Below are 20,589 nucleotides of genomic sequence, written 5' to 3'. Positions count from 1 at the left end.
CTGCTCCAGGGGAAGAAGCGCTGCTCCAGGGGAGGTTCAGCCGCCCGGCCAGACGATCGCCTGGGTCTCGCTGTAGGCGTGCAGGGCGTAGGACCCGACGTCCCTGCCGACGCCGCTGCGTCGGAAACCGCCGAAGGGCGCCTCCATGTTGCGCCCGACGGTGTTGACTCCGACCCCGCCGGTGCGCAGGCGCCGCGCGACTCGGAAGGCGCGGGCCACGTCCGTGGACCACACGTAGTCGACGAGCCCGTAGTCGCTGTCGTTGGCGAGGGCCACCGCCTCATCCTCGTCGTCGAAGGGGATGGCGACGACGACGGGCCCGAAGATCTCCTCCCGGGCCACCCGCGAGTCGGGGGCGCAGTCCGCCAACAGCGTCGGCGCGACGTAGAAGCCCCGTGGCTCCGGTGGGCGTTCGCCGCCCGCCAGCAGAGTGGCGCCCTCTTGGACGCCGCTTCGCACGTACGCCTCGACCCGTGCCCGGTGCGCGGCGGAGATCACCGGCCCGACCACGGTCCCGGGGTGCGCCGGGTGGCCCACCGGCAGCCGGCGGGCGTGGTCGGCCAGCAGGCCGAGCAGCTTCCGGTAGACGCCGCGCTGGGCCAGGACGCGGGTGGGGGCGGTGCAGATCTGGCCGCTGTGGAAGGAGTAGGTCGTCCCGATGCCGGCGACGGCGGCCCGGAGGTCGGCGTCGTCGAAGACGATTGCCGCTCCCTTGCCGCCGAGTTCCATCAACTGCCTCTTCATGTCCCGACCGCAGACCTGGGCGATGCCGCGGCCGACGGCGGTGGAGCCGGTGAAGCTGACCATGTCGATCTCCGGCGCGGCGACGAGCGCCCGCCCGGGGTCCGCGCCGGACCCGCCGACGACGTTCACCACGCCGGGTGGCACGCCGGCCTCCTGGAGCGCCTCGGCCATGCGGTACACCGAGAGCGGGTCCTGGGGCGCCGGTTTGACCACGACGGTGTTGCCCATGGCGAGCGCCGGGGCGACCTTCCCCGCGGCGTTGGCCCAGGGGTTGTTGTAGGAGGTCAAGCAGGCCACGACGCCGACAGGCCGGCGCCCGGCGAGCGCCCCGAGGACCGTCGCGGGGCCCAATGGGCCCGCCTGGTCGATCTGTGGCGGGATCGGCCACTCGTGCTTCTCCACGCGCGCGTACCGCCGGAATCGGGCGGCGGCGACGCCGACCTGGGTGGCGCGGACGGTCGCCGTCGTCGCTCCTGTCTCCGCGCGGGCGGACTCGGTGTGGGAGTCCACCCGCTCCAGGATGCGCCGGGCCGCTCGGGCGAGGATCTCGGCGCGTTCCCGGGGCGGGGTGGCCGACCAGAGGGGGAGGGCCTCGCGGGCCGCCGCGCAGGCCGCCCGCACCTGTGCCGGTGACGCCTCGGGCGCGCTGCCCGCGGTCTCCTCCGTCGCGGGGTCGACGACGTCGTAGTGGCCGGCGTCGGGTTCCCGCCAGTCGCCGCCGATGAAGAGGCGTTGCCCCGAGCCGCTCGCGCCGTTCACCGGGTGCCGACCGTCTCGGTGTCCCGGCCGGAGCGCAGCACTCGGCCGGGCAGTTCCCCGGTGGGGGTGTCGTCGCGGATGGTTCGGACGCCGTTGACCCAGACGGAACGCACCCCGAGGGCGGCGGAGTCCAGGCGCGGGCTGTCGCCGGGGAGGTCGTGGACGAGGGTGGCCGGGGCGGCGTCGATCCGGTCGGGGTCGAAGAGGACCAGGTCGGCGTGGAAGCCCTGCCGGATCCGGCCGCGTCGGCGGAGGCCGAAGAGGCGGGCGGGGGCGTCGGTGAGCATCCGCACGGCCTCCTCCAGGGCGACCAGCCGACGACCGCGCAGGCAGTCCCCGAGGAATCGGGTGGTGTAGGGGGCGCCGCACATGCGGTCCAGGTGGGCGCCCGCGTCCGAGCCGCCCAGCAGGACGTCCTCATGGCGCCAGGTCTCCGCTCGCAGGGCCCAGGAGGCCGGGTCGTCGTCGGGTGGCATCGGCCAGAGCACGGTGCGCAGGTCGTCGGCGGCGCAGATCTCCACCAGGGTGGCGAAGGGGTCCTGACCGCGCTCGGCGGCGACGGAGTGGACGGGTCGACCCGTGAGCCCGGCGTTGGCGGGGTCGTAGGTGTCCCCGACGACGTACCGGCCGAAGTCGGCGAGTCTGCGGAAGACGCCCGCCTCCGGGGAGTCGGCGCGGCGCAGCAACTCGGCGCGGACGGCGGGGTCGCGGAGTCGTTCGATCCGCTCGGGCAGGGGCAGGCCGAGGATCTCGCCCCAGCCGGGGATCAGGTTGAGCGCGCAGAAGGTGCCGAGGGACATGTTCATCGGGGCGAGGATCGGCATGGTGAGGGCGACGACGCGCCCGCCGAGGGCTCTGGCCCGTTCGCTCGCGAGGAGTTGGCGGGGCACCCGGTCGGGTTCGGCGGCGTCGATGGTCAGGACGTTCCAGTTCAGGGGACGACCGGCGGCTGCGCTGAGCCCGGCCAGGAGGTCGATCTCCGGGTCGGCGAAGCGGTCCAGGCAGCCGCTGACGATCGCCTCGATCTGGGTGCCCTCGTGTCGACCGACGGCCTCGGCGAGGGCGTTCAGTTCGGCCGGTCCCGCGTGTCGTGAGGCGACGGGGCGGCCGTCACCGTCGGAGTGGGTGGAGGACTGGGTGGTGGACAGTCCCCAGGCCCCGGCGTCCATGGCGTCGCGGAGCAGCGCCACCATGCGGGCGAGCGCTTCGCCGTCGGGGTGTCCGCCGACGGCGTCGGGGCCCATGGCGTGCAGCCGCAGCGCGCAGTGTCCCACCATGAAGCCGGCGTTGACGGCGATCCGGCCCTCCAGGGCGTCCAGGTACTGCCCGAAGTCGTGCCAGGTCCAGGGCGCCCCTTCGGTCAGGGCGAGCAGCGACATCCCCTCGACCCTGGCCATCATGCGGCGGGTGTAGTCGGCGTCGGCGGGACGGTCGGGGTGGAGTGGGGCGAGGGTGAAACCGCAGTTGCCGGCGGCGACGGTGGTCACGCCGTGTCGGAGGGAGGGGGTGGCGTAGGGGTCCCAGAACAGTTGGGCGTCGTAGTGGGTGTGCGGGTCGACGAATCCGGGGGCGAGGACGAGGCCGTGCGCGTCCTCGCTGGTGCGGGTGGGCTCGGTGACGGGACCGACGACGGCGACGCGGCCGGCGCGCAGGCCGACGTCGGTGGTGCGCGCGGGGGCTCCGGTGCCGTCGACGACGGTGGCGCCGCGGATGACGTGGTCCAGCATGACGGGGCTCCTCAGGCGGACCGACGGAACCGGGTGGTGCGGTGTACGGGGTCGGTGTCGAGTTTCGGGACGACGTGTTCGCCGATCAGCCGGATGGTCTGGAGGGTCTCCTCCTTGGACATGCCGACGGGCAGCCCGAAGCTCAGTTGGTCGGCGCCGGCCCGTTCCCACCGTTCGCACTGGCGGAGCACCTCGTCGGGGTCGCCGCAGACCAACAGCTCCTCCTCGATCATCAGCTCGATGAAGTCCTCGGTGTACTCCGGGAGGGTCTCGGGCCAGACGGGGAAACCCTCGGGGCGGGGGAAGGTGTCGTGGTAGCGGAAGACCAGGGAGGGCAGGTAGTGCAGGCCGCCCCTGGCGGCGATCCGGACGGCCTCGGCGTGGGTCGGGGCGCAGACGGCGGTGGTGGTGACCATGACGTTGTCGTTGACGAAGGCGCCGACGGGCTCGGCGTCGACGATGGCGTTCTTGTACCGTTCCACGACCCATTCCATGTCGGAGACCTTCCGCACGCTGAACCCGAGCACGCCGAGGCCCTTGCGGGCGGCCATCTCGTAGGACGGGGGCGAGCCGGCGGCGTACCACATCGCCGGGTGCGCTCGGCCGTGGGGTTTGGGGAGGACCTTTCTCGGCGGGAGGGACCAGTGGCGTCCTGAGAAGCCCTGGTACTCGTCCTGGAGCCACATCTTGGGGAACTCCGCGACGGTCTCCTCCCAGATCTCCTTGGTGTGGTCCATGTCGGTGACCCCGGGGAGGAAGCCGAGGATCTCGTGGGAACCGGCGCCGCGTCCGCTGCCGAACTCGAAGCGTCCTTCGGTGAGGTGGTCGAGCATGGCGACCTTCTCGGCGACCTTCACCGGGTGGTTGACCGGGGCGAGGGGGTTGAAGATGCCGGATCCGAGGTGGATGCGGTCGGTGGCGTGGGCGAGGTAGCCGAGGAAGACGTCGCTGGCGGACAGGTGCGAGTACTCCTCCAGGAAGTGGTGTTCGGAGGCCCAGGCGTACTTGAACCCGGATCGGTCGGCCTGGACGACGTACTCCGTCTCGTCCATGAGCGCCCGATGCTCGGCGAGCGGGTCGGTCCGGGCGCGTCGACCGACGTATCCCTGCACGAAGAGTCCGAATTCCACGGGAGTTCACCGTCCTCATTACCTGACAGACCGTCAGATCCACTCGTCGGCCGACTGTGGCACCCCGACCCCGGGGCGTCAAGGGCGGTGGACGGGGTCAGCCCGTGCGGACACCGGCCAGCCAGCCGCCGTCGATCACGAAAGGCTGGCCCGTGATGTAGGAGGAGTCCTCGCACGACAGGAAGAGCGCCAGGCGCGCCACCTCCTCGGCACGACCCATCCGACCCAGTGGCACCAACCGGCGGTAGTGGGCGTCGCGTTCGGCGCTCGGCGCGCCACCCGGGTCGACCATGGGGGTGTCCACGGCGCCCGGGCAGACCGCGTTGACCCGGATGCCCCGGGGCGCCAGCTCCAGGGCGGCCACGCGGGTGAGTCCGAGCACGGCGTGCTTGGACGCCGTGTAGGCGCCGACGGCGGCCATCCCGGTCAGCGCGGTGCAGGAGGCGGTGTTGACGATCGTTCCCCCGTCCGCCAACACGGGTGCGACGGTCCTGATCCCGAGGAAGCAGCCGACCTGGTTGACCTCCATCACCTCGGCGAACTCCGCCGCCGAAGTGTCGACCAGGCGACCGAAGCGCAGCACGCCCGCGTTGTTGACCAGCCCGTCCACGCGTCCGTGGTCCCGCGCCGTCTCCTCGACGACGCGGCGCCAGTCGTCCTCCCGGCGGACGTCCAGACGTCGGTAGCGGGCCCCGAGTTCCCCGGCGAGATCCTCGCCGCGCACGTCCAGGACGTCGGTGAGAACGACGTCGGCGCCCTCCGCCGCGAACAGGCGGGCCTCCTGCTCGCCCTGCCCCCGGGCGGCGCCGGTGACGATGACGACGCGGCCGTCCATCTTGCCCATGGTTCCTCCGTGGGTCGTCGGGTGGCCCGGGACGGGCGGGTCCGGGGCCCGGGTCCGGTCAGAGGGCCGGCGCGACCTCGGCGCCGAAGGCGGCGACCTGGTCGACGAGTTCGTCGGCACACCGGCTGCGGAAGCGGACCTGGATCTGGTGCGCGCCCATCGCCCGGTAGGCGCGCAGCGACTCCGCGATCCGCTCCGGCTCCCCGGTGAGGGTGCGCCGCCCCACGTCCCAGGAGGGACGGCCGACATGGACGGGCTCGGTGACGGCGCCGACGGTGAAGGCGCCGTCCCGGCCGGCCCGGGCACGCAGCTCCGCGAGGGTCGCGAGCCGTTCCGGCATCCGGCGACGGGGGTCGCCCTGCGGCAACCAGCCGTCGCCACGCGAGGCGGCACGGCGCAGCGCGGCGGGCGAGGACCCGCCGACCCAGATCGGAACTCTCGTCTGGACGGGCCGGGGGCGCTGGCCGAGGTCCGCGAAGTCCCATCGCTCGCCGTGGTGTTCGGGGAACTCCTCGGTTCCCAGCGCCCCGCGCAGGGCGTCCAGGGACTCGTCGAGGAGGGCCCCGCGTCGTCGGAAGTCGACGCCGAGCGCGTCGAACTCCTCCCGCACGTGGCCCGCGCCCACCCCCAGGACCAGCCGGCCGCCGCTGAGGCGGTCGAGCGTGGCGTACTGCTTGGCCGTCACGAGCGGGTGACGCAGTGCGACGACCGCGACGTGGCTGAGCAGACGCACCCGATCGGTGACGGCGGCCAGGTGGGCGAGGGTGGCGACGGGGTCGTACCAGACGGTGCCCATGGCCGCGGCCCGCGAGCGGGGGATCGCGACGTGATCGCAGCAGGCGACGTAGGCGAAACCGGCCCGGTCGGCGGCGCGGGCCACCGCGACCAGCTCCGTCGGGCCGGCCCCGGCCTCCCAGGGCTCCGCGTACAGCGGGGACTGCGACTGGACGGGGAGCTGGATGCCGCAGGCGAGCGGGGCGGGCCCCGGACCTTCCCGGCGCGCCCTCAACGGGCGCCGCCCCACAGCCCCTCGGGGGTGAGCCCGAGGAGGTCGACGGCGTTGCCCCGCACGATCCGCCTGACGGTGTCCGCGTCCAGGTGGCCCATCTGCGCCTCGCCCACCCGGCGGGAGTCCGGCCAGGTGGAGTCCGCGTGCGGGTAGTCCGTCTCGTACAGGACGTTGCCGACGCCGATGGCGTCGAGATTGCGCAACCCGAAGGAGTCGTCGAAGAAGCACCCGTGGACGTGGTCGGCGAACGTCTCCGAGGGGGGCCGGCGGACCGTGTCCGCGACACCTCCCCAGGCCCGGTTCTCCTCCCATACCGTGTCGGCGCGTTCCAGAACATAGGGAATCCACCCGATCTGCCCCTCCGCGTACATCACGCGCAGGTCGGGGAAGCGCTCGAACTTCCCGCTCATCAGCCAGTCCACCATCGAGAAACAGCAGTTGGCGAAGGTGATGGTGGAGCCCACGGCCGGGGGCGCGTCATCGGAGGTGCTGGGCATCCGGCTGCTGGAGCCGATGTGCATGGCGATCACGGTGCCGGTCTCGTCGCAGGCCGCGAGGAAGGGATCCCAGGCGTCGGTGTGCACGGACGGCAGCCCCAGGTGCGGGGGGATCTCCGAGAAGGCGACGGCCCGGACGCCCCGGGCCGCGTTGCGCCGCACTTCCTCGGCGGCCAGGTCGGCGTCCCACAGGGGCACCAGGGTCAGCGGGACGAGCCTGCCCCGCGCCGGGGCGCACCACTCCTCCACCATCCAGTCGTTGTAGGCGCGGACGCACGCGAGCCCGAGGTCGCGGTCCGAGGCCTCGGTGAAGGTCTGCCCGCAGAACCGAGGGAACGTCGGGAAGCAGACGGCGGTCTGGACGTGGTTGACGTCCATGTCGGCCAGTCGGGCGGACACGTCCCAGGAGCCCGGCCGCATCTCCTCGTAGGTGACCACTTCGAGCCTGACCTCCTCCCTGGCCCGCCCGACGGCGCTGTCCAGTCGGGTGAGGGGCCGGCACAGGTCCTCGTAGACCCACCAGTCCCCCACCGGGCCCGGGTCGCCGGGCTCGCCCATGACCGGTCTGAACCGGCCACCCAGGAAGGTCATCTCCCGCAGAGGCGCCCGCACGATCCGCGGCCCCGCGTCCCGGTGACGCTTCGGGAGGCGGTCCCGCCACACGTCGGGGGGCTCGACGACGTGGTCGTCCACCGAGATGATCAGGGGGAACGCGTGGTCGCTGTCCATGGGGGCACGGTAGCGTCCATCTGACGACACGTCAGTAGTGCGCGTGGCCGGAGCGACCTGTGATCGGCGTCTCGCAGGGCTGACGGGGTCGGTCGACGCAAGGCAGACTTGCGGGGTTGCACAGGATGTCTAGGGAGACGGCATGGACGCTGGACCGCGGGTTCCGAGGCAGCGGGGCGACGACGACTCCTCCACCGAGCCGACGGCGGCCCAGCTGCGTTTCGGGGTGCTCGGCCCGGTGCGGGCCTGGCGGGGGGAGGAGCCTCTGCCCACCGGTTCCCCGCAGCAGCGCGCCCTGCTCGCGGCCCTGTTGTTGCGCGAGGGCCGGATGGCCACGGCGGCGGAGTTGGTCGACGCCCTGTGGGGAGAGGATCCGCCGTCGCAGGCCGTGGCCGCGCTGCGCACCTACGCCTCCCGGCTGCGCAAGATACTGGACCCGGAGGTACTCGCCAGCGAGTCCGGCGGCTACGCCGTGCGGGGCCTGGAAGACGGCGCTCTGGACCTGACGCTGGCCCAGGAACTGGCCGCCGAGGCGGACAAGTCGAGGGCCATGGGCGAGCTGGGCCGCGCCCGCGCCGCCCTGCGCGAGGCCCTGGACAAGTGGGAAGGCGAGACCCTCGCCGCCGTCCCCGGCCCGTATGCGGAGACCCAGCGCGTGCGGTTGGAGGAGTGGCGTCTGCAACTCCTGGAGAACTGCCTGGAGATGGACCTGGAGCAGGGCGCCCACACCGAAGCGGTGTCCGAGTTGACCGCGCTGACCGCCGGCCACCCGCTCCGTGAACGCCTCCGCGAGTCGCTGATGCTCGCCCTCTACCGCAGCGGACGCCAGGCAGAGGCCCTCGCCGTCTACGCGGACACCCGCCGGCTGCTGTCGGAGGAACTGGGCGTCGAGCCCGGGCCGGGCCTGCGGGAGCTGCAACAGCGCGTCCTGCGGGCGGACCCGGCTCTGTCCGAGCCGCCTTCGCCGGGCCCCGAGCCGGCCGCCGCGCCCGTCCGCCCGGCCCAGCTTCCGGCGAGCGTGCCCGACTTCACCGGCCGCTCCGGCCTGGTCCACGAGCTGAGCGAGGCCCTGACCGCGGCCGCCGGCGCCGAGTCACGGGTGATGGCGGTCTCCGCCCTGGCGGGCATCGGCGGCGTCGGCAAGACCACCCTGGCCGTGCACGTGGCCCACACCGCCCGGGCCGCCTTCCCCGACGGACAGCTCTACGTCGACCTCCAGGGCGCCGGAGCGCGGGCAGCCGAACCCGAGACCGTCCTCGGCTCCTTCCTCCGCGCACTGGGCACACCGGACTCGGCCGTGCCCGACACCGTGGAGGAACGTGCCGCGCTCTACCGGTCGCTGCTGGACGGCCGCCGCGTCCTGGTGCTGCTGGACAACGCGCGGGACGCCGCCCAGGTGCGCCCGCTGCTGCCGGGCACGGCGGGCTGCGCCACCGTGGTCACCTCCCGGGTCAGGATGGTCGGCCTCGCCGGCGCGCACCTGGTCGACCTGGACGTCATGGCGCCCGAGGAGGCGCTGGCGCTGTTCACCAGGATCGTGGGCGAGGAGCGGGTGTCGGCCGAGCGCCAGGCCGCCCTCGACGTGGTCGCCGCGTGCGGCTTCCTGCCCCTGGCGATCCGCATCGCGGCCTCGCGGCTGTCCGCCCGACGCACCTGGACGGTCTCCGTCCTCGCCGGAAAACTCGCGGACGAACGCCGGCGCCTGGACGAGCTCCAGGCGGGCGACCTCGCGGTGGCCGCGACCTTCGAGCTCGGCTACGGCCAGCTGGACCCGCCGCAGGCCCGCGCGTTCCGACTCCTCGGCCTCGCCGACGGGCCCGACATCTCGCTCGCCGCCGCGGCGGCCCTGCTCGACCTGTCACCGGAGGACACCGAGGACCTCCTCGAACCGATCGTCGACACCTCCCTGTTGGAGTCTGCCGCCCCGGGCCGCTACCGCTTGCACGACCTGGTCCGGCTGTACGCGCGGGCCTGCGCCGAGCGCGACGAGTCGCCGACGAGCGCGCGGGAGGCCCTCTCCAGGGGGCTGGACTTCTACCTCGCCACCGCCTCGCGCGTCTACGCGGGGGAGCGCCCCGGGGACCGACTGGTGGACAGCCTGGCCCCGACCGACCACCCGGGGCGGGACTTCACCGACGGCTCCGCGGCGCTGGACTGGCTGTACTCCGAGGCGGCACCGCTGCTGGCCTGCGTCCGACAGGCCACGGACACGGACCGGCTGAGCCGCGCGGTGGACCTGCTGTGGGCGGCGAAGGACCTGACCGAGTCCGGTGCCTACTCGCGCCAGTACGAGGCGACCGCCAGGGCGATGTGCGACGCCACGCGGGAGGCCGGGGACGCCCGCGCGGAGGGCCGGGCCCGGACCGTCCTCACCGACGTCCTCCTGGTCTCCGGCCGCATCGCCCAGGCCGAGGAGGAGGCGCGGCTCGCCATGGGGCTGGCCGAGTCCGTCGCCGACGCCGCGGCCGTGAGCTGGGACGCCAACAGCCTGGGGTTGATCTGCCTGCACCAGGGGCGGCACGCGGACAGCAAGCCGTACTTCGAGCGGGCCATCGCCGGATTCCGCGCCGTCGGCAACCGCCCCCCGGAGGCCACCGCGCTGTGCAATCTCTCCCGCGCCCACCTGGGCGGCGGGGACGTCGCGGAAGCCGTCGAGTTCGCCCGGCGCGGACTGGAGGCGCACGCCGAGTTCGGCCGCACGGTGCGGCTCGCCAACAGCCACTACGCCCTGGGCATCGCCCTCAACCGCGCCGAGCGCCACGACGAGGCGCTCGGCCACTTCTCCGAGGCGCTCCTCGTCCTGCGCGACCACCGGCAGCGCCTCTGGGAGGGCACGACCCACTTCCGGATCGCGGAGACGCACCTGGCGGCGGGGGCGCCGGCGCGCGCCGCCCAGCACGCGGAACAGGCCCTCGCCCTGGGCTGCATCGGCGGGGACCGGATGCGAGGCAACGCGCTGACCGTCCTGGGTCGGGCCCTGGCCGCCCTGGGCCAGACCGATCGGGCGCGCGCCTGTTGGGAGGAGGCTCTCCACCTGTACGAGCAGGTCGGAGCGGCCGAGGCCGACGACGCACGGGCCCTGCTTGCCTCCGCCGCGTCGGTCTGACCGCCCGAGACCGACGCCGTCCGAAGGGGGCGTTCAGCGTTCGTTTATCGGCGGCCGGCACGCTTGTGTCCGTCGCACTTCACCACGGGGGGCAGACCGTCGGGCCGGCACATCGCCGGTAGGGGTGCGGCTCCGAACACCCGCCCGGAGATCATCGGGGGAGCTTCCGGGCGGGTGTTCTCCACACGTCACCTTTCCAGCGAAGGAGTCCATCCCATGAGCGAGAACCTGTTCGGCGAGACATCCGGCGACCAGACGGCCCAGAGCCTGGCGTTGATGGAGAACCCGATGCCCGCCCCGCCCAAGGACGGTGGGGCCACCACCCTGGAGAACCCCATGCCCGCCCCTCCCGCCGACAACCGCTAGTCGTACTGCCCCGTCAGGCGAGATCCGCGCGCGACCGCGGGGCGGACCTGGCCTGACGGGGCGCGGGACGCGTCACGGCCCGCCCGTCGGGCCGCGACGCGAGAGAGTCGCGCCGGACCGACCAGCACCAGGCGTCCGGCACCACGGGGAGATCGGCCGCGGCGGCGAGGAGGGGACGCCCGCCGCGGCCGACGCCTGTCCGGAACCCTCCGACGTCCACCACACCACCGGACCGAGGTGGAGCGATCCGTCGACGGAGCCTCCGCGCGGCTCCGTTCGAACCCGACCCCGACGCGTCCGCCGGTCACCCGGGCGCCTTGGTGTGCCTGATCGGGGCACGCACGCCGGTGCGCTAGCTTCGTCCAGCATTGTCCGATATGCGAGGTCGACAGCTCCGGAGGACCCATGCCGCCCCGCCGCCACGCCACCCGTCGCCTCATCGCCGCCGCCACAGCGGTGGGCGGGCTCGCGCTCGCCGGCCACGGCGCCTCGGCCACCGGCCCCGACCGTCACGACGGAATTCGAGCCCCCCGCGAGTTCAGCGGCATCGCCTGGCTCGCCACCGTGCGACACCACGGCCCGCCGGGCGAAGAGGCGCCCTCCCAGGAGGTGTTCCTGGTCTGCCACGACACCCGGGACAACGACGCCGAGCGGGATCTGCCCCGTCTGTCCCTGGTCAAGACCCCGGTCGACACCGACGGGATCGTCGTCAGGGAACTCGACGTCGACTTCCCCGACGTGCCGAACGACTTGGAGAGCATCGCCCGGCTGCCCGGCCGCGACCAGGCTCTCCTGGTGGAGAGCAACGCCGACGGCGACGACCCCGACCCCACCATCTACCTCGTCGCGTGGGACCGGAAGCTGAGGATGCGCGTCGTCGACTCGGTGCCCTGGCCGAAGACGCCCGAACCGCACGTCAACGTCGAGGCGACCGGGGTCGCGAAGGTCCGCGGCCGAGACTACTTCGTCTACGCCGAGCGCGCGGAGGGCAGCGACACCACCCGGATCCACATGACACGCCTGACGGTCGGCCGCGAGGGCGGCATCGTCTTCGGCACGGAGTGGACCTCGATCCCCTTCACCGCCCCGGAGCCGCCCGGCGCACGCCCCGCCTCCGGACTCGACATCGGCGCCGCCGGCGAGGTCTACGTCTCGTCCGCCTACGACCCCGGCGACCTCGGCCCCTTCGACAGCGCCGTGTACCACGCGGCGGACGTGCGCGCGGGCGGCCCGATCGGCGCACGTCTGGAACCGGTGGCCCCCCCTCGTCAGCTCGCGCGCAGCTCGGGGCTCAAGGTCGAGGGCGTCGCGCTGGTCGACGGCTCCCCGCCGCTCTTCATCGGCGACGACGACGAGGACTACGGCGGCCTGCTGCGCCAGTTGAGGGTGACGGATCCGGCCGTCGACCGGCGGACCCCCGCCCCGACCCGGTGACCGAGCCCGGCGCCACGCCGCACCGGGGTGTCGGGGCGCCCCGGCTTCGAACGGGCCTCCGCCGAGTGCGCCACCACCGACACGGCCCTTGATGCCGGCCCGCTCGCCCGTCCTTCGACGCCCGGAGTGAGCTATCGGCGATGGCGCACGGTCGCCTTCGACGGCCGCAGCTCGCTGCAGCCGTCGACACCCTCCGGGTTCGGGAGATGCCGGGGAAGACCCGCCGTCACCGAGGAGTCTCCACTTCACCCGGGAAGATTCAGATCAGTCCGTGATCACGACCGTGGTCAGGAGTCCAGCAGCGTCCCCGGCAGGTCGAACCGCTTGGTCTTGCCGGTGGTGAGGTCTACCCGGGTCACTGTCTTCTCGGCGTAGACGAGCCAGCCGGCGCTGGTGGGGGTGATGTTCAGGGATGCGGCGAAGTCCTTGACTCGGGCGCGATGCAGTTCCTTGCCGCTGGCGGCATCGACCTCGACCAGTTCGGTGTCGTTGCCCGTAGCAGCCGCGACCACGATGGACGAGGCCGTCGCCGCCACCGCATCGGCCCGGCCGCCGTCCACCGTGACCACCGTCCCGGCCGTGGTGCGCCTGAGGGAGACCTTGATATCGCCAGACTTCGCCGAGGCGGGGGAGCCGACGATGACCGGGCGACCGGATGAGCACGCGAGGCCCTTGACGTCCAGGTCGCCCGGCACGGTCACTGGGGTGACCCTGCCGTCGGCCAGGTTCGCGACGAAGATGCTGGTGCCGTCGGCGGAGGCGCCGTCCGCGGAGCTGCCCAGGCAGACCACGTTCGTGGTCGGGTCGGAGGCCGCGAAGCCTATGGTGCCGGGGACGTTCAGTTCGCGCTTGGTGGTCCAGTTCGCGGGGTCACGGACCAGAACACTGGATGAGGCGGCACCGTTCGCCGACTTGGTGTCGGCCAGTCCGGCGACCTCGGCGACCAGGGTCTTGCCGGGCAAGATCCGGCGGAGCCGCTCGTCGCCTGTCATGCCGTCCAGGGTGTGGTCCTTGCGGTTGATCTCGTACCACCGATCCGGCTTGCCGTCCTTGCGTGGCACCGTCAACAGCCATCGTCCGTCGCTGAGTTCGACGATACGCGGGCTGATCGCGTCATCGTCGTCGGCCTGTCGGGGCACGACGGCCAGGCTTTCCGCCCTGGGCTTGTCCGGGTTGATCCCGACGACCGTCACCAGACCGTCGACCCGGGCGACCGCGAAGGTGCGGGAGCCCTCCCAGTCGTTGCCCAGGTCCACTCCGCCCGGACCGGAACAGGCCGTTGTCAGCGCGAGGGTGGAGCCGAGCACGCTCAGGAGGAGGGTGGTGCGGACCGGACCGGTCGGCAGTGCGCGGTGCTCCCTGTGCTTGCGTGTCGTGGGGTACGGCATAGGAGGGTTCACCAGTCCTTCATCGCGTCTGTGGGGGACATCCTCGCCGCTCTGCGAGCCGGTGCCAGCGAACCGATCACCACCACCAGCACCGTCAGGCCGAGGAGCAGAAGCAGGGTCACTGCGGACGGCAGCAGCACCCAGCCCTTGACGTACGGCGCCAGGTCCGCGCTGCCCCGCAGCAGGGCGCCCGCGCTACTGCCCATTGCCACGCCGAGCACGGCGCCGATCAGCGCGGCCACGGCACCGACCAGAGCCATCTCCGTGACCAGCATCGTCAGTACCGACCTGGTACGGAAACCGACTGCCTTGAGGATGCCGATCTCCTGCGCGCGCCGCCGCGACAGTGCGCCGGTCACGGTGACCGCTCCGACGAATGCGAGCACACCGAGTACACCAAGCAGCACCTGACCGACCACCTTGATCATCTCAAGCACGGCGGGGAGCGCGTTGAGCTGCTGCTGGAGGGCGACCGCCGGATAGCCCAGCCGCTGCACCGACTTCGTCACGGCCGGCACGTCCGCTGCCGTCTTCGCGACCACGGTCAACTCGTCGTAGCCGATGGTGGAGAGGTAGCTGTCCTCCGGTTCCCCGGACCGCTGTGCCGCCCACTTGATCACATCGGCGTCGGCGGCGTACGCGGCATCGGGGTTGTCCAGCTGCCACGTCGGGTCGTACACGCCGACGAGGCGGGCGTGGCTCGTGACTCCGGTGCCTTCGCCCTGCCGCACGTAGCGGGTGGTCTCGATGTCGATCTCCTGGCCCACCAGCTTGCTCAGGTCCACGCCCTGGGAGGCGGCCGGCGCCACGATTTCGCCGGGGCGCAGAGGGAAGAGGTCCTTGCGCACGGACTCGGTGACCGGCGGGGTGAGCACCGGCCGGTAGGTCGTCGCGTACAGCACGACGGTGTCGCCCGCCTCGGTCAGCACGCCGAACGACACCTGTGCACGGTGCTGCACCGACTCAATGTGCGGCAGCTTCGCGAGCCGAGCAACGGTACGTTCGGTCAGCTGGGGGGTGTCGGGGCGTCCGTCGGGCTTGTCGACGGTGACGCTGCGGTTGGCGCTGCTCTCCTTGACGTCCGCATCGGTGGCACCCTGCGCCCGATCGGCGATGCCCAGTGCGCCGAGGCAGGCGGCGGCGGCGACCGAGACCAGCGCCACGAGGCCGAACAACCGACGGCGCAGGGCGCGGACGTTGGCCAGCGCCAGAGTGAAGATGTTCATTCCGCGCTCTCCGTCTCCACACCTTCGGCCGCGCTGTTCCCCTGTGCGGGGGAGGTGAACCTGCCCTGGTCCAGGCGATGCACCACATCCGCCGCGTCCGACACCGCCGGGTTGTGCGTCACGAGCAGCACCGCCCGCCCCTCCTTCGCCAGCCGGCGGAAGAGTCCGAGAAGCATCTCCTCGCTCTCCGTGTCGAGGTTCCCGGTCGGCTCGTCGGCCAACACCACAGGCGGGTCGTTGATCAGTGCCCGCGCCAACGCCACCCGCTGCTGCTCGCCGCCCGACAGTTCACTGGGCAGATGGTCGGCACGCTCCGAGAGCCCCACCCGTGCCAGCAGCTCGCGTGCGCGTGTCCCGCCCTCGCCGCGACGTCCGAGAAACGGCAGGGCGATGTTGCGCAGCGCCGAGTGCTGCGGCAGCAGGTTGTACGACTGGAAGACGAACCCGAGCCTGCTACGGCGCAGATCTGCCAGTGCCCCATCCGACAGATCCGACGTGTCGACGAGACCCCTGCGCTGGGTGCCCTCGACGAACACCCGGCCGCTGTCCGGCGCGGTCAGCAGCCCGAGGATGTGCAGGAGCGTGGTCTTCCCGGAGCCCGAGTGGCCGACCAGGGCGGTGACCTCACCTCTTCTCACGGCGAGGTCGACGCCGTCCAGGACATCGACCCTCCTTCCGCGCAGGGTGTAGGACTTGCCCACGCCCTCCGCCCGCAGCAATACGCTCACCGAACTCTCGCTCACTTTCCGTTCCCCGGGTTCCCGGTTGGCAACCAACGCATGGCACCATGCAGCTGCCGGTCCAGGGTCCACACACCCCAGGTGGTCTTCAGATCGCAGGCGGCATCGCCGCCGCCGACCTGGTATAGGTCGGGCAGCCCGGGGCACCCCCTGCACGGCGTGACGCCGCGCCCGAGTGCGTCACGCAGACCGGCGTCCAGTACGCCGCCGAGCAGCGCATAGGCCCGTACGACCAACGTGTAGTCGTAGACCGTGGTGAAGCGGTCCGGGTTCCGGGCCCACTGCTTCAGAGCCTCGGCAGTGATCCAGGACGGCATTCGGTCGCGGTGGCCACTGTCGGCGAGCCCCACAGCGACCGTGGCCGCAGCCGCCACCCGGTCCGGGGTATCCAGGCTCCAGGTGCCGATCGTCGGGGTATCGGTCGAGGCGCCGGCGTCGACACAGTTGAGGGTGGTGCGCTGCCACTGGGTGGCGTTGTGCTCGGTCACGGTGGTGGGTAGGACCCGCGGGTTGACGCACAGCTGCCGTGCCTGTTCACTCGCGCCTCCGCCCGCGGTGACCTTGCGCAGGGCGACCCGGTTCAGCTGCTCGGCGCCTTCCTGGCTGACGTCGCCGGACTTCTCCTCGCGCTTCAGCGCCGCCAGCAGCCCGGGGTCCATGCGCGACCATCCCGCCAGTGCCCGCAGCCGTTGCACGAAGAGGGAGGCGTCCGGGTTGCCGCTGTAGGCGTCGGGGTCACGGACCAGCCCGTCGTCGAGCCGTTCGCCGTCCAGTCGCTTCCACACCGGCGCGAACACGGACTTCGGCGAGCCTGCCGCCTTCAACACGTGGACGAGGCTGTAAAGCTGCTCGTACGGGAGCGTCGCCGCACCGTCCCGGAGTACCGGCTCCCAGACCTGAAGGTTGACGGCAGGCCGTTTCCCCGCCGCCTCCTGGATCACCACAAAGCTGTAGGTGTCGGCGAGCCTGGTCGCCCTGTCGTCGGGCGTGAGGTCCGAGAAATCGTCCGTACGCGGTGCGGCGATCCTGGTGAGGGCGGCGGGAACGGGCTCATTCAGCATCTGGAGCGAGCGGGCCACAGCGCTGCTCTGATCGAGCGCGCGGGGCTTGTCGTCGGCCAGCGAGCGCAGCCAAGCCACGGTAGCGGCCCGGTCATCCGACGGGAGGTCGTCCAGGCACCCGAGTGCGTCAAGCACTTCGAGGGCCGCCCAGGTGGATCCGAGGCGCGCCGCATCTCCGTCGTCTCCGAGGGCCGAGTCGACGTACCAGCCGCCATTGGTACGAGCCTTGTTCACGGCCGTCGCGTCACCGGTGCCGAGCGCTTCGTCGACACCGGCCCGCCGCAGTGGGATCAGCCAGTCTCGGCCCCAGAGCGAGGAGGTCTCCAGCGCTCCCCTGCGAAACGACCTGACCTGGTCCGAAGTCATACTTATCTTGGGGTCGCAGCCAAGTTCGGAAAGCGTCCGCAGCGCGAAGGACTGCACCTGGGAACCTGCCGGCTGCTGACGCAAGAAGGGGTGGTAGTAGTAGCCGTTCTGTTTGCTGACCAGAAGGTCGAATTGCCGGGCAGCGGCGGATTCACGCTCCCCGGACTCTTCGGACGCGGATGCGCATGACGCCGTGAAGGCAGCGCAAACGACTGCCCCGACGAACCAGGACACCGACCTTCTGCCACGCGACGACCCAAGAAAATTCATCGCCCCCCCGTGCATTTTTCTTCAAGCTTACGAAAAGCCGCCACACCCTGGCGCCCTGACGGTACGACACCTATGGTCGGTTCACGCCCCGCGTCCGCACGGGCGGAGGCAGATCAGGCGGCGCCCGCGTAAGCGCACTTCTCGCTTATGTAGATCGAGTTGGTCACCTTGGCCGAGCCGCAGCTCTTGGTCGATACGTAGGTGGTGGCCCCGCCCGGGCCCATCTCGCCGTAGGTGTCGGCGATGCTGGCGTTGGTGTTCTTCCAGCGCACTTCACCCTGGGACCGGCTCTTCATGGTGAGCGTGGCCTCGGGGTTCTTGGAAATCTTGATGGAGACGCCGACGCCGTGGGCCGCCAGCTCCGCACGGTTCTGGATCCATTTCGCCTTGCGCGGGTTCGTTCCCGACATCTTCGTGGACGCCTTCCACTTACAGGCCCTCACATAGAACCCGCAGTGCCAGGCGTTGACCGAGATCTTGTTGCCGCCCGGGATGCCCACCGAAGTGGAAGCCGAGGTGGCGCGGGCCGGAGACGCCGTCAGCACGAGTGCCCCGGCCGTGAGGGCGGCGGCAGTCCCGGACATCACGCGCATACGCATACCCTTGTGCATTCGATTGTCTCCCGTGAGATACCGACAAGGTTTCCGAGTCAGGAAACCTTGAACGCGCCGCGCCAAACTCCACTGGCGCGGCGTGCGTTTCTTATTCGTACCCGACAAGGATCTTGCAGCACAATCTGCCAGGTCATCGACAGGGGTGGCGTTCATCACGCCAGGGAGACGGAACTGACTTCCGGAGAATGGCATCTGGGGTCGCACTCCCCCATGGCGTGGCGCCCGGGAGTCGGGTCGCCCGGGGGAATCTCACCCCCGGGCTCTAGCGGAACGGAACGGAACGTGACAGTAATCCCCGGCAGGTATCGGAGTCCTCACAGGTAGAGCTGTCGTTCGCAGTCCCGGCAGTAGGTCTTGCCGTCGCGCGTCTCGGTCTGCCGGTGCTCACACGTCTTGGTCTTGGTCTTGGTCTTGGTCTTGGTCTTGGTCATCGCGCCGCCCCGACAGGCGGGGCCGGGGGGTACGGTGTCACGCTCCTGGCGCGGTGCCCGGTGACGGCCGCCCGAACCCGTCGAGGGCAGGGCGCGCGGCGGGGCCGCATGGGCGGGAACGGCGAGCGTGGCGGACTGCGCGGCGCGATCCCGGTACCCGTCCCGGTCGTGCGCCCGGTCGTACGCCTGCACGCGCACCATGTGCGCGAGCTCCGCGAGGCACGGGCCACAGCCGTACACGTCGCCCGTCGCACCAGGCGTGGCCACCGAGCCGACCCACAGCACGACCACGCCCTCACGACGGCAGTACAGCCAACACGCGCCCGTCACCCAGGCGTTACCGTCACCCGCCTGCGCGACCAGGGGCCAGGCATCACGCCACGGACGCTCGACGGACGGAGCGAACATCACTCCGTGCCCCCGCCCACCGTCGTGAGTCCGGCCAGTTCCGCCGGGGGCCTCATCACCGCGTAGTCGCCCAAGCTCCGGCGATGGCGACGATGCCCGGTCTCCCGCGTGTCCTTGCGCCGCCACTCCTCGACCGGCCCCGGTCCGGTGTGCGTTCCGGACTCCGCGCCGCACTCGGCATCGTCGCCGGACGCGCGGCGCGCTTCGTATTCCGGCTCTGCCGTCTCGTCCCGCTCGATGGCGAACGGGACGTAGCGGAACACCCGCCGAGTCACCGCGCCGCTCCCCTCTCGATGACGGCCGCGAGCTCAAGGGCCACGGGCGCGGAGCAATCGCCGAGGGTCACCAAGGCGTACCCGGCGCCGTCGACATGCAACGGGGGACGAACGTCCATCGCGGGAAGCTGGATACCCGCCTGTCGCAGGGCCGTGCCGAGGGCGTCGCGCGCATCCTCGGCTTCCCCGATCTTGCCTACCGTCCGCCGCTCCGTCGCCATGTCGTCCACTCCGTACGTGTCGCTTGTCCGCGTGCTCTGCGTGACCACCTACTCACACCTTGGCCGGGAAGTGCGTACGCTCAACAGGTCTGGAGCCATTCCAACGCCAACGGAATACGCGGGAGTTGAACAGGTGAGCGAGGAAGCTGACCAGGCACGAGAGCCCTCGAACGGTGCCGCGTACTTCGGTGGGGAGGTGAAGGCGCTACGGGAAGCGTTGGGACTGTCTCAAGGGAAGTTCGCTGACAGGCTCCACTACCAACAAGCACAGGTCAGCAAGGTTGAGAACGGCACTGTGCTGGCCTCAGAAGCGTTCGCGGAAGCCATGGACCGGGTGGCCGGCACGCCGGGCACGTACGCCCGTCTACGTGCCAAGCTCAGCAAGCAGGGGCACCCGGAATGGTTCGTGCCGTACATCACCCTTGAGGAGTCCGCGAGCGGGATCACGGACTACTCGTGCACCTTCCTCATGGGCCTGTTGCAGACTCCGGAGTACGCCGCCGCCGTCATCCGCGCCGCTTTCCCACGCGAAACAGTGGACCAAGTCAAAGAGCGCGTGGAGCTACGCATGAGGCGGCAGGCCGTCATAGAGCGGGACGAACCGCCCCTCTTGTGGGTCGTGGTCCACGAGGCCGTCTTGCGCGCGTGTGTCGGTGGCCGATCCGTCATGATCGCGCAACTTGACCACTTGTCTGTGCGGATGACATCACCCCACGTCACGGTTCAAGTGTTGCCGTACAAAGCGGGTGCCTCGCCGAGTCACTTGCCGTTTACGCTGCTCTCGTTGAGCGGCGCAGCGCACGCGGTCTACACGGAGACCCCCACCCATGGTGGTCAAGTCGACGACGCGCCCAGCGTGGTAGCGAAAGCCGTCGGCATGTTCGATCGGCTTCGCATGGCGGCACTGTCCGAGGAAGAGTCGCTAGCCCTGATTCGCAAGATCATGGAGGATCACGCCACATGAGCACCACTCCCGACCCTCAGCCCATGCGGTGGGTCAAGAGCACCCACAGCGGCGGCGAGGGACAGTGCATCGAATGGGCGCCCGACCACGCACGCGCCACGGGTGAGTTCCTGGTCCGTGACAGCAAGGGCCCGAACGGCCCACACCTGACCCTGACCCGTGAGGGGTTCACCGGTCTCGTGGAGTTCGCCAAGCACCACGGGTGACCAGCGCCCCCACCGGCCCCGAGCAATCGGCCCCCGCCACCCTGGGCGGGGGCCGTCGTCATGAGGGCATGCGC

19 protein-coding genes are annotated in these 20,589 nt (G+C 71.5%); 5 read left to right on the top strand and 14 right to left on the bottom strand.

Going from position 1 to position 20,589, the window contains the following annotated elements:
- Positions 1–36: 36 nt before the first annotated feature.
- The 6 genes from JEK78_RS12925 to JEK78_RS12900 all read right to left on the bottom strand — a co-directional run bounded on the left by JEK78_RS12925 (position 37) and on the right by JEK78_RS12900 (position 7,439).
- Positions 37–1,503, bottom strand: coding sequence for an aldehyde dehydrogenase family protein (locus tag JEK78_RS12925; protein WP_200258626.1), 1,467 nt, complete (start codon positions 1,501–1,503; stop codon positions 37–39).
- Entirely contained in the window at positions 1,500–3,230 is a 1,731-nt protein-coding gene (locus JEK78_RS12920) for an amidohydrolase family protein (RefSeq protein ID WP_200258624.1), read from the bottom strand. The genes JEK78_RS12925 and JEK78_RS12920 overlap by 4 nt, the downstream gene beginning before the upstream one ends.
- An 11-nt stretch (positions 3,231–3,241) precedes the next feature.
- The gene (locus JEK78_RS12915) at positions 3,242–4,360 is read right to left on the bottom strand and encodes an LLM class flavin-dependent oxidoreductase (protein ID WP_200258622.1); all 1,119 of its coding nucleotides are present in this window, start codon (positions 4,358–4,360) and stop codon (positions 3,242–3,244) included.
- Positions 4,361–4,457: 97 nt separating this feature from the next.
- Positions 4,458–5,204 (bottom strand): SDR family oxidoreductase, encoded by a 747-nt coding sequence (locus JEK78_RS12910; RefSeq protein WP_200258620.1) that lies wholly within the window; start codon positions 5,202–5,204, stop codon positions 4,458–4,460.
- A gap of 58 nt (positions 5,205–5,262) precedes the next feature.
- The gene (locus JEK78_RS12905) at positions 5,263–6,213 is read right to left on the bottom strand and encodes a TIGR03619 family F420-dependent LLM class oxidoreductase (protein WP_200258618.1); all 951 of its coding nucleotides are present in this window, start codon (positions 6,211–6,213) and stop codon (positions 5,263–5,265) included.
- Positions 6,210–7,439 carry an amidohydrolase family protein gene (locus JEK78_RS12900; protein ID WP_200258617.1) on the bottom strand — a complete coding sequence of 410 codons (1,230 nt, stop codon included), beginning with the start codon at positions 7,437–7,439 and terminating at the stop codon, positions 6,210–6,212. Before JEK78_RS12900 ends, JEK78_RS12905 begins: the two co-directional genes overlap by 4 nt.
- Before the next feature lie 142 nt (positions 7,440–7,581).
- Between JEK78_RS12900 and JEK78_RS12895 the strand changes: the two genes are divergently transcribed.
- From JEK78_RS12895 to JEK78_RS12885, 3 genes are all read left to right on the top strand, one after another.
- Positions 7,582–10,545: a BTAD domain-containing putative transcriptional regulator gene (locus tag JEK78_RS12895; protein WP_200258615.1), complete on the top strand. Its 2,964-nt coding sequence runs from the start codon at positions 7,582–7,584 to the stop codon at positions 10,543–10,545.
- 216 nt (positions 10,546–10,761) lie between these two features.
- Entirely contained in the window at positions 10,762–10,911 is a 150-nt protein-coding gene (locus JEK78_RS12890; protein ID WP_200258613.1) for a hypothetical protein, read from the top strand.
- 405 nt (positions 10,912–11,316) lie between these two features.
- Positions 11,317–12,345 carry a hypothetical protein gene (locus tag JEK78_RS12885; protein ID WP_200258612.1) on the top strand — a complete coding sequence of 343 codons (1,029 nt, stop codon included), beginning with the start codon at positions 11,317–11,319 and terminating at the stop codon, positions 12,343–12,345.
- A gap of 287 nt (positions 12,346–12,632) precedes the next feature.
- Here the strand turns inward: JEK78_RS12885 and JEK78_RS12880 are convergent, their stop codons facing one another.
- From JEK78_RS12880 to JEK78_RS12845, 8 genes are all read right to left on the bottom strand, one after another.
- Positions 12,633–13,733: a hypothetical protein gene (locus JEK78_RS12880; protein ID WP_200258611.1), complete on the bottom strand. Its 1,101-nt coding sequence runs from the start codon at positions 13,731–13,733 to the stop codon at positions 12,633–12,635.
- An 8-nt stretch (positions 13,734–13,741) separates the two neighbouring features.
- Positions 13,742–14,959 carry an ABC transporter permease gene (locus JEK78_RS12875; RefSeq protein ID WP_200258610.1) on the bottom strand — a complete coding sequence of 406 codons (1,218 nt, stop codon included), beginning with the start codon at positions 14,957–14,959 and terminating at the stop codon, positions 13,742–13,744.
- Positions 14,956–15,687 carry an ABC transporter ATP-binding protein gene (locus JEK78_RS12870; RefSeq protein WP_200258608.1) on the bottom strand — a complete coding sequence of 244 codons (732 nt, stop codon included), beginning with the start codon at positions 15,685–15,687 and terminating at the stop codon, positions 14,956–14,958. The genes JEK78_RS12875 and JEK78_RS12870 overlap by 4 nt, the downstream gene beginning before the upstream one ends.
- 11 nt (positions 15,688–15,698) lie before the next feature.
- Complete coding sequence (locus JEK78_RS12865) at positions 15,699–17,210, bottom strand: hypothetical protein (RefSeq protein ID WP_200258606.1); 1,512 nt, start codon at positions 17,208–17,210, stop codon at positions 15,699–15,701.
- 299 nt (positions 17,211–17,509) lie between these two features.
- Positions 17,510–17,989 carry a hypothetical protein gene (locus JEK78_RS12860; protein ID WP_242483053.1) on the bottom strand — a complete coding sequence of 160 codons (480 nt, stop codon included), beginning with the start codon at positions 17,987–17,989 and terminating at the stop codon, positions 17,510–17,512.
- A gap of 335 nt (positions 17,990–18,324) precedes the next feature.
- On the bottom strand, positions 18,325–18,849 hold the full coding sequence (locus tag JEK78_RS12855) for a hypothetical protein (RefSeq protein WP_200258604.1): 525 nt from the start codon (positions 18,847–18,849) through the stop codon (positions 18,325–18,327).
- Positions 18,849–19,124 carry a hypothetical protein gene (locus tag JEK78_RS12850; protein ID WP_200258602.1) on the bottom strand — a complete coding sequence of 92 codons (276 nt, stop codon included), beginning with the start codon at positions 19,122–19,124 and terminating at the stop codon, positions 18,849–18,851. Before JEK78_RS12850 ends, JEK78_RS12855 begins: the two co-directional genes overlap by 1 nt.
- A complete protein-coding gene (locus JEK78_RS12845) occupies positions 19,121–19,345 on the bottom strand; it encodes a hypothetical protein (protein WP_200264138.1) in 225 nt (74 codons plus the stop codon). The genes JEK78_RS12850 and JEK78_RS12845 overlap by 4 nt, the downstream gene beginning before the upstream one ends.
- Before the next feature lie 133 nt (positions 19,346–19,478).
- Between JEK78_RS12845 and JEK78_RS12840 the strand changes: the two genes are divergently transcribed.
- Together JEK78_RS12840 and JEK78_RS12835 are read left to right on the top strand one after the other, a co-directional pair.
- Positions 19,479–20,309 (top strand): helix-turn-helix transcriptional regulator, encoded by an 831-nt coding sequence (locus JEK78_RS12840; protein ID WP_200258600.1) that lies wholly within the window; start codon positions 19,479–19,481, stop codon positions 20,307–20,309.
- Complete coding sequence (locus JEK78_RS12835) at positions 20,306–20,515, top strand: DUF397 domain-containing protein (RefSeq protein WP_200258597.1); 210 nt, start codon at positions 20,306–20,308, stop codon at positions 20,513–20,515. Before JEK78_RS12840 ends, JEK78_RS12835 begins: the two co-directional genes overlap by 4 nt.
- Positions 20,516–20,589 lie beyond the last annotated feature (74 nt).

It is taken from the genome of Streptomyces sp. HSG2 (genome assembly GCF_016598575.1).
Classification (GTDB): domain Bacteria; phylum Actinomycetota; class Actinomycetes; order Streptomycetales; family Streptomycetaceae; genus Streptomyces.
This window is presented reverse-complemented; position numbering and strand designations above follow the sequence as displayed.